This is a genomic window from Sorangium sp. So ce327, assembly GCF_051530205.1.
Classification (GTDB): Bacteria; Myxococcota_A; Polyangia; order Polyangiales; family Polyangiaceae; genus Sorangium; species Sorangium cellulosum_B.
Window position 1 is genome coordinate 5,545,291 of the sequence record NZ_CP150330.1, and the last position, 13,889, is coordinate 5,559,179.

Consider the following 13,889-nt stretch of genomic DNA (forward strand, 5'->3'; position numbering starts at 1 on the left):
ACGATCATGGTGATGCGCGCCAGCGCGCTCGCGCCCCCGCGAAGGCTCGGCGTGGTCGCCTATGCGAGCGACGAGGCGCTCGTGGAGGGCCTCCGCGCGAGGCATCCTGCCGCGCTCTCCGCCTTCCACGAGCGCTTCTCCGGGCACGTGCTCCGCGTCCTCGGCCGGGTGCTCGGCGGCAGCCGCGACCTCTCCGACGCGCATCACGACGCCTTCGTCCGCGCGCTGTCCTCGCTCGACACCCTGCGCGATCCGGCGGCGCTGAAGGCGTGGATCACCTCGGTCGCCGTGTTCACGGCGCGGACCTGCATCCAGCGACGCGCGCGCCGGAAATGGCTCCTCTTCTTCGCCCCCGACGAGCTCCCACCCCTCGTGGAGCCCCCGTACGAAGGTGAGGCCCACGAGGCGCTGCGCGCGACCTATCGAGCCCTGGAGCGGCTCCCGGCCGACGAGCGCATCGCGTTCGCGCTGCGGCGCATCGAGGGCATGGATCTCCAGGAGGTCGCCGACGCGTGCGGCGTCTCGCTCGCGACCATCAAGCGAAGGCTGGCCCGCGCGGAGGTCCACTTCCTCGAGGCGGCGCGGGAGCAGCCCGCCCTCGAGGGGTGGCTGAAGGGAGGCGCGTCATGAGCGATCGTCCCCCGTTCGATCGTCTTCATGAGCTCCGCCGGGCCCAGGATGAGGAGCTCGCGGCGCAGGATCTCGACGGCGCGCGCCGACGGTTCCTGGAGATCGCGGCCGGCGGATCCTCCCGTCCCAGGGCCGCGCGCATCGGCCCCAAGCGTCCCCGGTGGATCGCGCCCGCGGCCCTCGTGGCGCTGGCGGGGGTCTGTGCGGCGCTGCTCCTCGTGCTGCTCCCCTCGTCGCGGTCGCTCTCGTTCGCGGTGGGCTCGGCGCGAGGTCGGGTCGGGGCGTGGATCGCCGCCAGCGCGGATGCTCCTCTGGCGGTCGCCTTCTCGGACGGCACCTCCCTGGCGCTGGACGCGAACGCCCGGGCGCGCGTGGTGGCCGCCGACGCACATGGCGCGCGCGTGCTGCTGGAAGGCGGCCGGCTGACCGCGACGGTGACGCACACCGCGACGAGCGCCTGGAGCTTCGACGTCGGCCCGTTCGACGTGCTGGTCACAGGCACGCGCTTCGAGCTGAGCTGGTCCCCGGCGAGCGAGCAGCTCAAGCTGGTGCTGCGGGAAGGATCGGTCGCCGTGTCGGGGCCGCTCGTGGGGGGGCGGCGCACCGTCGCCGCGGGAGAGACGCTCGAGGTCTTCTGCAAGGAGCAGCGCTTCGAGCTCACGCGCGGGGAGCTGCGCGCCGCCGCGCCGCCTGCGCCGTCCGCCACGCGCATCGATCAGGCGGCCTCCGAGCCGGCCCCCGCGGCGACCGGCGCCAGCGAGCGAGCGATCGTGGCGAAGGCCGCGGACGCCGCCCCTCGCCGGCCGAGCTGGCGCGATCTCGTGGCCAGCGACAGGTACCATGAGGCCATGACGGCGGCCGAGGCCGAGGGCTTCGACGGGCTCGTCGCCCGCGCGAGCGCGGCGGATCTGCTGACGCTCGCGGACGTCGCGCGCTTCTCCGGGAAGCCGGATCGCGCCGCGGCGGCGCTCACCTCGGCGCGGAGCCGGTTCGCGGGCTCGGGCGAGGCGGCGAAGGCCGCCTTCCACCTCGGCCGGATGGCGTTCGACCAGCGGCGATCGTACGCCGAGGCCGAGCGCTGGTTCCTCGTGTACCTCGAAGAGCAACCGGGCGGCTCCTTTGCGCAGGAAGCGCTCGGGAGGGTCATCGAGTGCCGGGAGTCGATGGGGTCGGCCAGCGAGGCCCGCGACGCCGCGCGCCGCTACCTGGCGCGGTATCCGGCGGGTCCCCACGCCGCACACGCCAGGGATCTCCTCGAGGGGGAGTGAATGCCGCCTCGAAGGCCGGATCGCGCGGCGCACGGCGGAGGCTGGGCGCTCGGGCTCTGCCTCCTCGTCGCACCCGAAGCGCGCGCGGCGCCGCCGGATCCACCGCCGGAGCCTCCACGCACGAAGGTCGTCCTGATCGCCGATCGCCGGTCGGATTCCATCATGGCCCGCGTGTATGCCGAGCTCGCCACGCTCGGATTCACCGTGGTGGTCGTGAGGGGCGGCGCCGAGCCGCCCTCCCAGGGGCCGATCGAGACGAGCGCGCGCGAGGCCGGAGCGGCGGCGGAGATCCGGGTGACGGAGGTGCCGGGTGGCGTCGAGATCTCGATCGCCCGTGGCGCGACCGGTCGATCGGTCCAGAGCGCCGTGATGGCCGACGATCCAGCCACGGTCGCGGTTCGCGCGGTGGAGCTCCTGCGCGCGAGCCTCCTGGATGCGCGCTCGCCCCGTCCGTCGCAGGGCGAGGTCGAAGCCGATCCCGAGGCTCGCGCCGTCGTCGACATGCAAGAGCCACCGCCCGCCAGGCCCGCGCCCGTCGCCGCCGCGCGCCCGCGAGCCGACGGCACCTCCCGCCCGCCCCCTCCCCCGGCCCCCGGGCCAGGCGCAATCCGAAGCACACCGATGACGTTCGGCGTCGGGGCGGCGCCGGCGATCCTGTGGAGCGCAGGCGGCGTGCCCGCCACCCCGATGCTGGACGTGTCGGGGTACGCGATGATCCGGTCTCGTCTGGGGCTCTCCACCTTCGTCCAGATCCCGCTCGCCAGCGCGAGCCGTGAGGGCAAAGAGGGCACGCGGCACACGCGAATAGCGCTCGCCGCCCTGGGGGTGCGCGTCCCGCTCGGCCCCACCGACGCCGCGTGGCTGCCATCGGCCGGCGCAGGGCTCGCCGCCGCCTGGCTGCATGTCGAGGGCGAAGGCCGCTCGCCCCGGTACGCCAGCAGGTCGGAGGACGCGTACGCGGTCGCGACGTACCTGCGCGCAGGGCTCTCGTTCGCGCCGACTCCACACCTGCGGATCAGCGAGCACCTGCTCGCCGGGATCGCGGTGCCGCGCCTCGTGATCGACGCCGCAGGTCGCGCGACCGACACGTGGGGTCGCCCGTTCCTTGGCGCGTCTCTCGGCGTGGAGGTCGTGTTGCCGTGAGCCGAAATGGGCAGCTTCCGTGACCTCAGCGCAGACCATCTTGACGCCGGGCGCGTCGGCGCGCGGCGTGGAGGACCCAATGAAGATCACGGCTACGAAGCTCTGGGCTCTTGGCTTGTCGGCGGCCTTCGCGCCCGCACAGGCGGCGTGCGGCGACCGCCATGTCGATCCGATCGTGGAAGTCCACCTGGCGACCACCGTCGAGGTGCCCACCGAAGGGCCGTGGGCTCCCTGCATCCCCCCCGAGGACGGGAACTTCGGCCGTATGCAATGCCCGGATCGTGAACCGGACGGCGCAGAGCGCACATGCAGGGCCGCGTACGTGGCCGAGAAACAAGACGATGGATCGAACTGGTGTGATCTGGCGGCGCAATGCAACTACGAGTGCGAAACGGCGGAGGACTGCCCGCGGCCGCCGAGCGGAACCGCCACGCCGGTGTGCAACTCGGTCTGCGAGTTGCCCTGCGACGCGAACACCACGTGCCCGAGCGGCATGGAGTGCTGGCACATGTTCCACGGGCCTGGCCTCCGGGACGAACAGGGCTTCTGCATGTGGAAGTACCAATGTGACTGAAGGCGGAGGTCGGCGAGCCTGGCCCCGCTGGGGAGAGCCCGCTCGTTTCTTCCGGGCGTCGCCTCCATGGCGCATTGGATGCGCTGGCCGAGTGGCGTAAATTTTCTCACAAACCAGCCTCCAACGATCCCCGAGTGAAGAGCACGCTCGAGGCGACCCAACGCCAGACGCGGCGACTTTCTCCGGGGTGGTCGGCGGCTTTCCATGGGCGAGCGAGCTCGAGCGTGAGAAATTGCGGGCACATGCCTTCTTGCGCTCGCACCTCGCACCCTACGACAAGGCCTTCGCACCCCGGGCTAGGCGCGAGCCGCTGGGTGACCAGCGCGCTGCTGCTGACGACCTTGGCGGCGCTCGGCGGGGCGGCCTGCTCCGATTCTTCCGCGCCGGAGCCGGGAGCCGAGGCGAAGGCCTCGAAGGCTGCCCAGAGCGGCGCCAGGTCGCCTCATGCCGTGCCCTTCGACCTCGAGAAGACGATGCGTCGAGCGCGCCTCGCCTTTCGCCGGACGCCCGGAAGCACCTTCAGCGGCGGCTCTGGCGCCTACCGGGCGCGTGTCTCCGAGGAGCGCGTGGAGCTGGGCCTTGCCGGCAAAGCCGCTCGAGGCGCGGCCCCGTCGGTCCAGGTCGCGTTCGAGACGTCTGGCTTCCCGTGCGGCGGAGGCGAGCTCGCGTCGCCCGAGCGGTGAGCCAGAAGCTCTCTGCTGAGCCCGGCACGCACGTCGCCCCCTCGGCGGCGTTCGACGGGACGAGCTTCGTCGTCGTCTGGAGCTCCGGCAGCGCTCAGGACGTGTTCGTGAACCGGGTGAGCCCCGACGGCGCGGTCCTGGGCGGCGCCGGGAGCGCGCTCGTCACGGCCAGCGGGAGAAAGGCGCTACCCACCGTGTTCTGCGGCGCGGCCGGGTGTCTCGCCGCGTGGGAGGATGGGCGGTTCGGCAATGGAAGCTTTGCTGGCGACGACGACGGGGAGGTCTTTGGCACCCGCATCGCGGACGGCGCCGCCCTCGACGCCGGAGGCCTGCACCTGAGCCGGGCAGCGAGCGAACAGTCGATGCCCGCCATCGCCTACAGGGATGGACACTATTTCGTGGTCTGGCAGGACTACCGCGAGGGGACGCGCACCGACCTCTATGGCGCGCGGGTCAGCGAGGCGGGCACCGTCCTTGATCCAGCCGGAATCCTGATCAACAGTGCGCCGTACGATCAGCGCGAGCCTCGCCTCGCGGCGAGCGAGAGCGGCTATTTCGTGGTGTGGCTCGACGGACGCAGGAGCGGCAGCAACTACACCCGCCGCGACGTGGTTGGAGCGCGCGTGACGCCGGACGGACAGGTGCTCGATCCGGACGGCATCGCGATCTCGGTGGGAGGCTCCGATAAGACTCCGGCGGTCTCCTCGGATGGCTCTGGGTACCTCGTCGCCTGGCAGGATACGGCTGGCGGTGACAACGACAAGCTCGAAGCGTCGCGTATCGGCGCGGACGGCGCGGTGCTCGACGACCCGCCGCTGCTCGTGGCGCAGCGGACGGGCGCGAGCCACGTCACGATGGCCTATGGGGCAGGTCAATATTTCATCGTCTGGCACACGCCTGGAACGAGCCTCCTGCCGAGCGGGACGCGAGGCGCGCGCGTCCTGTCCGACGGCGCGCGCCTCGATCCGAGCCCAGGTCTCAGCCTGGGTACGGGCATGTTCCCCGCGGTCGCCTACGACGGCACGTCCTTCGTGGTCGCGGCGCGACGGGTCGCCAGCAGCAGCGTCAGCTCGACGACCTACCGGATGTGGGCGACCCGCGTGTCGCCGAGCACGGGCAACGTCCTGGATCCGAGCTGGATCCAGCTCTCCGCGACGAGCATCGCAGGGTACTCCGGCGCGTGGTATCGGCAGGGACCGGAGCTCGCCTTCGACGGCGTCGACACGCTCATCGTGTGGCCCGGAGGCATCACAGAGAAGAAGATCCACGGGGCGTGGCTCTCACCGGCGGGCGATGTGGTCCTCGGCACGACGCTCCTGTCGTCGTCGACCGGGGCGTACCACTCGCCGACCGTGGCAGCGGTCGGGGACGGACGCAGCTCGCTCGTCACGTACGTCTTCGGTGACCAGACGACTGGCGTTCAGAACTATCGCGTCAATGCCAATCAAATGGACGCCGCGTCGCAAGGACAGGAGTGCGAGCTGGACATCCAGTGCAAGAGCGGGCACTGCGTCGATGGTGTCTGTTGCCGAACGACTTGCAGCGCGGCGACGGATGACTGCTTTGCGTGCAGCGTGGCGGCGGGCGCTGCCGTCGACGGGATCTGTGGTCCCACGAACGGCAACAGCTGCGGCGCAAGCGGTATCTGCATCGAGGGCTCGTGTGACGTCGCAGGGACGGGCGTCACGAGCACCGGCGGTGCAGCCGGCAGCGGCGGCACGAGCGTCACGGCAGGCGCCGCGAGCAGCGGCGGCAGCGGCGGCGAGAGCGGTGCGGGCGCCGCCGGCACCGGAGGTGCGAACACCGGCGGCGCCGGCGGAGAGAACGGCGCTGGGGGCGCCAGCAGCGCCAGCACAAGCGCCACGGCAGGCGCGGTGACCAGCGCAGGCGCAGGCGGAGAGAGCGGCGCTGGGGGCGCCAAAACAAAGGCCACGGCAGGCGCGGTGACCAGCGGCGGCGCCGGTGGCGCGAGCGGCGGCGGCGGAAGCGCGGGCAGCGGCGCTGCGAGCACAGGTGGCGCTGGAACGTCTGCGGAAGGCGCGTCGACGAGCGGCAGCGCCACAACGGATGGGTCGAACAGCTCGGCTGGTGGTGGCGGAGCTTCTACAGGCGGCGCGCCCCCCGATTCGAGCGGCTCTGGCTCAGCCGACGCGGACCCGTCGGACGATGGAGGATGCTCGTGCGCCTACATCGGAACGACGAGGTCGAGCGCATCGACCTCCCTCTGGCTGCTCGCACCGCTGGCCCTCGGCGTGCTCCGAAAGCGGCGCGCTCTACGCGCCGGCCATCGCCTGCCCTCTGGCTGAGCCCACCGCCTGACCCGCGCGGAGCGCGACCGTCCTGGCGGGGGCCTCTCCCGGTCCGGCGCCGGTCGATTCAATAGTTCCTGGTCTTCGTGCGCCGCGCGATGTCACCGCGCCCGGACGAAGAACGTCGAGCGCGGTGGCAGCTTCAACCACGAGCGCAGCTTGAGCCAAGATGACCAGCTCCGTCTCGCGACGAGCGCTTCACCTCCTCAATGCATCATGCGCCAGCCTCCGCGAGCCGCTGTGGAGGAGACTTACACCTCCGCGGGCTCCGCCCTTTCTGCTTGTTCGCGTCGGCGCGGTTGACGAGCGCATCCATGGCCTCCAGGATCCGGGCCTGATTCGGCTCCATTTGCGCGGCGGTGGGCTTTCACGACGGCGAGCGCTATGACTCCGCCCCATGAACGACCCGGCCTCTGCCGAGCCTCCCCCCGGCGCTCTGCCGGTCCCTCCTGGAGCGACGCAGCGGGCGGTGACCCGCGCGGACGATGGTCCCACGCAGCACGGCGCTGCTCGCCGTGGCGCCGACGCTGCCGCGGCGCACGGCCACCACGGCGGCAAGGCAGCGCTCGCCCTGGCCGCGCTCGGGGTCGTCTTCGGCGATATCGGCACGAGCCCGCTCTACGCGCTCAAGGAGTGCGTGAGCGCGACGCACGGCGTCCCGCCGACGCCCGACAACGTCCTCGGGCTGCTCTCGCTCCTCTTCTGGTCGCTGATGATGGTGGTCACGGTCAAGTACGTCACCTTCATCACGCGGGCCGACAACGACGGTGAGGGCGGCATCCTCGCCTTGCTCGCGCTGGTGCCGGAGCGGCTGCGCGCCAGCGGGACGCAGGGCGTCGGGTGGCTCGCCGGGCTCGTGGTGCTCGGCGCCGCGCTCCTCTACGGCGACGGGGTCATCACGCCCGCCATCTCGGTGCTGAGCGCCATGGAGGGGCTCGAGGTGGCGACGAGCGGGCTCAAGCCGTTCGTCGTGCCGCTCACCTGCGCGATCCTCGTCGGGCTCTTCAGCGTGCAGCGCTGGGGGACGGCGCGCGTCGGCAAGGTCTTCGGCCCCATCATGGTCCTCTGGTTCACCGCGCTCGCCGCGCTCGGGCTCGTGTTCATCGCCAGGAACCCGGCGGTGCTCGCCGCGCTGAACCCCGTGTACGCGGCGCGCTTCTTCGCCGCCCACGGCTTCCACGGGTTCGCGATCCTGGGGTCGGTCGTCCTCGTCATCACGGGGGGCGAGGCGCTCTACGCGGACATGGGGCACTTCGGGCGCGGCCCGATCCGGCTCGCCTGGTACGCGGCCGCGCTCCCGGCGCTCGTGCTCAACTACTTCGGCCAGGGGGCGCTCCTGCTGCAGGAGCCCGAGGCCGCCGCGAACCCGTTCTTCGCGATGGTGCCGAAGGGTCCCCTCACCTACGCGCTGGTCGCGCTCGCCGCCATGGCCACCGTGATCGCGTCGCAGGCGCTCATCTCGGGCGCCTACTCGCTCACGCACCAGGCGATCCAGCTCGGGTACCTGCCGCGGACCCAGGTGCGCCACACGTCGAGCGAGGCCGCGGGGCAGATCTACATCCCCCTGACGAACTGGGCCCTCGCGGCCGGGTGCCTCGCGCTCGTGCTGATCTTCCAGCAGTCGAGCCGGCTGGCCGCGGCGTACGGCATCGCGGTGACCGGCACGATGGGGATCACGTCGATCGTCTTCTTCGTCGTGATGCGGCACACGTGGCGCGCCCCGCTCGCGAAGGCGCTGCCGCTGCTGATCCTGTTCCTCTCGTTCGATCTGCCGTTCTTCGGGGCCAACCTGATCAAGTTCCTCGACGGCGGGTACGTGCCGGCGGTCATCGCCGCGGTCCTGTTCACCATGATGGTGATCTGGAAGCGAGGCCGCGCGATCCTCGCCGAGCGCTTCACGCGGGCGGCCCCCTCGATCGACACCTTCGTTCGCGATCTCGACGCGAAGTGCCGCGCGCGGGTCCCGGGCACGGCGGTGTTCCTGAGCTCGCGCGCGGGCAAGACGCCTTATGCGCTGACGCACCACCTCAAGCACAACAAGGTGCTCCACGAGACGGTGGTGATCTTGACCGTGGTGACGGAGCACGTCCCCCGGGTCGCCGACAGGGAGCGCCTCGACGTGACGAGCCTCGACAAGGGGGTTCACCAGGTCGTCATCCGATCCGGCTTCATGCAGTCGACCGACGTGCCGGCCCTCTTGCGGCGGGCCACGGCGGCGCACGCGCTGCCCATCGATTTCGCGGACGTGGCGTATTACCTCGGCCGCGAGACCATCCTCGCCACCGACAGGGGCCGGATGGGCAGGATCACGGAGACGATCTTCGCGGTGATGGCGCGGAACGCCGGCGCCGTGCCCGACTACTTCAGGCTGCCGCCGGAGCGGGTGGTGGAGATCGGCGTGCAGGTCGACCTGTAGCGCTCGGTGGAGATCGGCGCTCGGCGCGATCGGCCCACCTCCGCTGGGCTTTCGCGCGCTCGAGGCGCTATGACTCGGCCCTCATGAAGATCCCGCTCCTGGGCCGTGTCCTTCCCGCGCTCGGCCTGTCGCTCCTCGGCTGCGCGGAAGGGCCGCGGACGCTCACGGTCGAGGTCGTGCCGGGGCACGAGGCGACCGCGTTCCAGGAAGACCCACCCGTCGCCCGGATCGAGGTGACCGCGACGGCGGCCGAGGGAGACGTCACCGTGTCGGCGGCGGCGGCGCCGGGCGGCGAGCTCGATTTCGGCGAGATCCCGGCGGAGCGGGCGTACACGTTCGATGTGCGCGGCCTCGACGCGGGCGGCGCGACCGTGGTGCGGGGGCGCTCCGCGGCGGGCATCTACCTCGCCGCGGTGACGGGCGACGTGCTGCCGCTCTTCGCCCAGCGCGCCGGCCGGTGGGCGCGGCCGCCGGGCGAGCTCGCGGCGTCGCGCGTCGGCGCGCCCGGGGCGGCGCTCGCGGAGCGCTACTTGATCCTCACCGGCGGGGCCGCGGCCGAGGGCGCCGCGGCGGGAGACGTGGACCCGGCGCGGCTCGACGCGTACGACCTCGCGGCGTGGGGCGGGAGCGCCTCCAGCGGCGCGCTGCCGCGGGCGGCGCGGTCGCTCGTGGTCCGGGGAGACCTGCTGCTCACGCTGGACGACGAGGGCGCGAGCTGGACCGACGTCGCGGCGGGGCAGAGCGCCGAGGCGTCGCTCCCCGAGGGGCTCGGCTCGTTCGCGGAGGTGGCGGGCGGCCGGACGGTCGAGGCCTCGGACGGGCGCTCGTTCGTTGTCGGCGCGACGCGCACGGGCGCGGCCGCGGGGGTGGCGGGCGCGCCTTCGGACAAGGTGCTCGTCGTCGGCGCGGACGGGGCGCTCTCGGTGGCGAAGCTCCGCCACGCGCGGGCCGGCGCCGCGGCCGTGTGGGTGGAAGGCCTGGGCCTGGTCGTCGCGGGCGGGAGCGCGGACGGCGAGGGGCTGGAGATGCTCGGCGACGGCGCGACCGAGTTCTCGCCGAGGCCGTTTCCGCCGGACGCCTCCGAGGGTGCGGGCGCCGCGGTGACCGGTCCCGGGGAGATCACGCTCGTCGGCGGGGTCCAGGGCGGCGCCGCGGCGCCGACGCGGCGGCTCGCGCCGGGGTGCGCCGCGAGCGCCGCGACCTGCGCGGCCGTGGAGGTCGAGGGCGCCGCGCTGACCGCGGCCATCGGGGGCGTCGCCGCGTTCGCGCTGCCCGGCGGGCGCATCCTCGCGGTGGGCTCCGAGGCCGGCGAGGACGGGCTGACGCGGAGCTTCCTCGTCGACGTCGCGTCGGCGCAGGTCGAGGAGCTGCCGCTGCGGGAGCCGCGGCGCGGCGCGGCCGTGGTGCCCGCGCCGAACGGGACGCTCGCGCTGCTCGGCGGGGTCCACGCGGACGGGACGCCGGCGCTGACGATCGAGACGTTCTTCCCGGAGTGAGCGGTCCGCCGGAGGGTGCGGCGCTTTCAGGACGATCTCGCGGGCGCTGCGCAGGCCTCGCTCGATCGCTCTGGCGCAGCTCTTCCCGGCGCGGCCCGTCGGCGCGGACAGCAACCGGCGCGAGGGGCCCTCGCGGGCGGCGCCGCCGTCAGCGGGCGGGCTGCCCGGCCGGCGGCTTCGCGCTGTGGGCTTGCATCGAGCCGCGGACGCAGCGGAAGCCGACGTCGGCGTTCTTCGCGCTCGCGAACATGAAGTGGCGCGCCGCGGCCCGCAGCCGGTTCTTCGCGACCACCCGCCACGAACCGCCGCGGAGCACGCGCCCGTAGCCGATGGAAGGCCCGACCGGATTGCTCACCGGCCCCTCGACGGCCTGGTAATCGCCGTACCAGTCCCAGCACCACTCCCAGACGTTGCCCGCCATATCGAGGATCCCGAACGGCGACGCCCCCTTCGGGTAGTACCCCACGGGGCTGGGTCCGGCCCGCATGGCGAGCACCGGGCTCCTGATGCGCGCGTCGCTCCAGGCGAGCTGGTCCGATGGCGGCTCATCACCCCACGGATACATGCGTCCGCGGGTCCCCCGCGCCGCGTACTCCCACTCTGCCTCTGTGGGGAGCCGATAGCCGTTGGCCTCGCGATTCCAGATCACGCCCTCTCCCTCGAGCTGGTATGCGGGACCGAACCCTCGTAACGCGGACAGACGGTTGCAGAACTCGATCGCGTCCCACCAGTTGACGTTGTTCACCGGGAGCTCGTCGCTCGCGGGAAGCCCCGGGTTCGTGCCCATCACCTCGCGGTAGAGCCGCTGCGTCGTCGGATGGACGCCCATCCTGAACGCCGCGACCAGCACCTGCCGCCGCGGGCGCTCATCGGGCTTCGCCAACACGTCCTCGTCCGCGCTGCCCATCCAGAAACGCCCGCCCACGATCACGGCCATCTCGATCTTGGGCGCGCTCGCGGCGCGGCCGGCGTCATCCTCGGCGTCCACGGCGCGGGCCACGAAGGCCCCCTGGCTCCCCGCCGGCGCGGTGAAGGCCGCGGATCCGACGGCAGGGATCCCGGTCGCCGGCGTCGCCGTGGCGGAGGGCACCACCGCCACGGGCGCCGCGGCCGGAGGGGACTCGGACGGGCCGCGCCGGGGCTGCAGCGAGCCCCGCGGCCGGCTCGCGATGCTGAGCGCCGCGCAGAGGTCGTCGATGCTGGCGTACCGCTTCTCGCGCTTCCACGCGACGGCCTGCTCCAGGACCGCCTTGACCGTGCCGTCGCACGAGAGCTCCCGCAGGAACGCCGCCCGGTCGTGCACCGCCTCGGCCGGCAGCTGCGCGCCGTGGAGGCAGAAGAGCGCGGTCATCCCGAGGCCGTACACGTCGGCTCGCACGTCGGCGTCCTGGGGCCGGTCCATCGACTCGGGCGCGCTGTACACGTACGTGCCGAGCGCGCCCGTCCGCGTCCCGCCGGTCGTGTCCGCGGCCGCGACCAGGTCGAAGTCCGTGAGCCGCGGCTCGCCCGACGGCTCGAGCAGGATGTTCGCCGGCTTCACGTCGCGGTGCACGAGGCCCTTCGCGTGCGCCGCGCGGAGGGCGTCACCGACGCGCAGGACGAGGGGGATCACCTGCGCTGCCGGGAGGCGCTGCTGGAGGACCGCCTGGTGCAGGTCGCCGCCGCTGACGAGCTCCATGACGAAGAAGTGGAAGCCCCCGTCCTCGCCGTGCGGCTCGATCACGCGCACGACGCCGGGGTGATCGAGCCCCGCCATGCGCTGGGCCCCCCGGAAGAAGCGCTCGCGCCGGAGCGCGTCCTCCGCGAGGCTCGAGTGCAGCACCTTGATGGCGACGACGTGGCCCTGCTCGTCGTCGCGCGCGCGCCACACGTTCGCGAAGCCGCCTCGCCCGACGCGATCGAGGAGCAGGTACCTGCCGCGCTGCCCCAGCCTGTCGCCGGCGCGGAGCTGGCCTCCCTCGCGCAGCTGCCGCCGGAGCTCCAGGACCTCGCGCTGCGCCTCGGCCGTGTCGCCGCCTGCGAGCTGCAGCGCCCCGAGCCGCACGCGCGCGCGCTCCAGCTCCTGGGCGAGCCTGCGGGTCTCGGCGTCCGGGTAGATCGGCCTGTGGCTCTGCCCGCGCGGGCGCCTCTTGTCGCTCTTCTCGTTCTTTTCGAGCGCGGCGCGGATGCCGAGCGCCACGTCGGTCCAGGCCTCGTCGCGATCGGCCCGGCCCTGGATGGGGCGCTCGTTGTCCGGCAACGCCGCGAGGCGACCGAACGGCGCGCCCTTCCAGTCGCACGCCCTGAGCAGGATCGGGATGACGCGCGCCGAGCCGGCCGCGTGGCGGGCCATCGCGCGCTCCATCTCGACGTCCCAGCAGGACGGCGAGGCGATGAAGTCCGCGCTCACGAGCAGCAAGATGAGCTGCGCCGCCTCGAGGCGCTCGCGCACCTCTTCCTCCCATCGGGCGCCGGCCTCGAGCTCCCGGTCGTGCCACGCCCGCAGGATCCCCTGTCGCTGCATGGGCGCCAGGTGGGACACGAGCTCCCGGAGAGCGGCTTCATCCCTGCGCGCGTAGGAGATGAATACGTCGATGGGTTTCTGCACGGTCGTCCGAGGTGCCAGCCGGGAAGGCGCGTGATGCGGCGAGTCGACCAGGGGAATCTACTAGGAAGAGCAAACGACCCCTTGGAAGTCAAGCCCATCGTCGCGCCCGCGCGGTGGTCTCGCACGGGTTCGCACGGCTCACACGGTTCGCACGGTTCGCACGGTTCGCACGATTCCCGCGTCTCGCACCGTCCTCGCCGGTTCGTACGGCTCGCCCCGACCTGAGCCCCTGGAATTGACTCTCAACGTAACCGCCCTGGCGTGGCCGCTGGCACTCTTTGCGACCCGCCTTCTCGCGCACCGAGCGGCAGCGCCCCCCACGGCTCGTGTCTCCCCGTGTTGCCCTCCAGGTTCCATGCAGTGCCTGGCGAACGGCCAAGCCGTGAATTGCCTGTTCCAAGGACAACCGACCTTCCGGCCGGCCATCGATCGGCATTGACCGGCCGGTGAGACTCGCACGTGGCTCATCCGCCGCCGCCTTGATGACAGCTTCGCAAAATGTTGCAAGCGATGCAGATGCGATGCAGTCGATGCAGACCGCGCAAACAATTCAATTCGCAAAATTTTTCGGCCGATCCGTGTGTGACGCAGTTGTTGCGGACCACGCAAACAATTGCAAAAACCTCAACGATGAACGCGCTGCCGGCAGCCCGCATCCCATGTCCGAACCAAGGAATCGTCGCCTTCACGTCTTGACATGCATGCGTGAGCGGCGGACCATGGATGGATATTTGTCTTGGGCTTTTGCAGCGACTCACGCCGCACCTCGCCTCGTACCCAGCG

Annotated in this window: 10 protein-coding genes; 8 read left to right on the forward strand and 2 right to left on the reverse strand. The window is 72.4% G+C overall.

Annotated features, from left to right (window positions below):
* Window positions 1–6: 6 nt before the first annotated feature.
* From WME95_RS20715 to WME95_RS20750, 8 genes are all read left to right on the forward strand, one after another.
* A complete protein-coding gene (locus tag WME95_RS20715; RefSeq protein ID WP_437910120.1) occupies window positions 7–630 on the forward strand; it encodes an RNA polymerase sigma factor in 624 nt (207 codons plus the stop codon).
* Window positions 627–1,898 carry a tetratricopeptide repeat protein gene (locus tag WME95_RS20720; protein ID WP_437910122.1) on the forward strand — a complete coding sequence of 424 codons (1,272 nt, stop codon included), beginning with the start codon at window positions 627–629 and terminating at the stop codon, window positions 1,896–1,898. The genes WME95_RS20715 and WME95_RS20720 overlap by 4 nt, the downstream gene beginning before the upstream one ends.
* On the forward strand, window positions 1,899–3,041 hold the full coding sequence (locus tag WME95_RS20725) for a hypothetical protein (protein ID WP_437910124.1): 1,143 nt from the start codon (window positions 1,899–1,901) through the stop codon (window positions 3,039–3,041). It begins immediately after the preceding gene.
* Between the two features lie 79 nt (window positions 3,042–3,120).
* The gene (locus WME95_RS20730; protein ID WP_437910126.1) at window positions 3,121–3,615 is read left to right on the forward strand and encodes a hypothetical protein; all 495 of its coding nucleotides are present in this window, start codon (window positions 3,121–3,123) and stop codon (window positions 3,613–3,615) included.
* 314 nt (window positions 3,616–3,929) lie between these two features.
* Window positions 3,930–4,298 carry a hypothetical protein gene (locus tag WME95_RS20735; protein ID WP_437910128.1) on the forward strand — a complete coding sequence of 123 codons (369 nt, stop codon included), beginning with the start codon at window positions 3,930–3,932 and terminating at the stop codon, window positions 4,296–4,298.
* Entirely contained in the window at window positions 4,295–6,604 is a 2,310-nt protein-coding gene (locus WME95_RS20740; protein ID WP_437910130.1) for a hypothetical protein, read from the forward strand. Before WME95_RS20735 ends, WME95_RS20740 begins: the two co-directional genes overlap by 4 nt.
* A gap of 400 nt (window positions 6,605–7,004) precedes the next feature.
* Window positions 7,005–9,023: a potassium transporter Kup gene (locus WME95_RS20745; protein ID WP_437910132.1), complete on the forward strand. Its 2,019-nt coding sequence runs from the start codon at window positions 7,005–7,007 to the stop codon at window positions 9,021–9,023.
* Window positions 9,024–9,106: 83 nt separating this feature from the next.
* On the forward strand, window positions 9,107–10,519 hold the full coding sequence (locus WME95_RS20750; RefSeq protein ID WP_437910134.1) for a hypothetical protein: 1,413 nt from the start codon (window positions 9,107–9,109) through the stop codon (window positions 10,517–10,519).
* A gap of 148 nt (window positions 10,520–10,667) precedes the next feature.
* Here WME95_RS20750 and WME95_RS20755 read toward each other — a convergent pair whose 3' ends face one another.
* Window positions 10,668–13,106: an SUMF1/EgtB/PvdO family nonheme iron enzyme gene (locus WME95_RS20755; protein WP_437910136.1), complete on the reverse strand. Its 2,439-nt coding sequence runs from the start codon at window positions 13,104–13,106 to the stop codon at window positions 10,668–10,670.
* 464 nt (window positions 13,107–13,570) lie between these two features.
* Window positions 13,571–13,795, reverse strand: a complete 225-nt coding sequence (locus WME95_RS20760) for a hypothetical protein (protein ID WP_437910138.1) — start codon at window positions 13,793–13,795, stop codon at window positions 13,571–13,573.
* Between the last annotated feature and the right edge of the window lie 94 nt (window positions 13,796–13,889).

Excerpts from the sequence above, each read along its gene's own strand:
- WME95_RS20725 (WP_437910124.1), top strand. The coding sequence starts at position 1,899 with ATGCCGCCTCGAAGGCCGGATCGCGCGGCGCACGGCGGAGGCTGGGCG.
- WME95_RS20720 (WP_437910122.1), top strand. The coding sequence starts at position 627 with ATGAGCGATCGTCCCCCGTTCGATCGTCTTCATGAGCTCCGCCGGGCC.
- WME95_RS20715 (WP_437910120.1), top strand. The coding sequence starts at position 7 with ATGGTGATGCGCGCCAGCGCGCTCGCGCCCCCGCGAAGGCTCGGCGTG.
- WME95_RS20745 (WP_437910132.1), top strand. The coding sequence starts at position 7,005 with ATGAACGACCCGGCCTCTGCCGAGCCTCCCCCCGGCGCTCTGCCGGTC.
- WME95_RS20730 (WP_437910126.1), top strand. The coding sequence starts at position 3,121 with ATGAAGATCACGGCTACGAAGCTCTGGGCTCTTGGCTTGTCGGCGGCC.
- WME95_RS20750 (WP_437910134.1), top strand. The coding sequence starts at position 9,107 with ATGAAGATCCCGCTCCTGGGCCGTGTCCTTCCCGCGCTCGGCCTGTCG.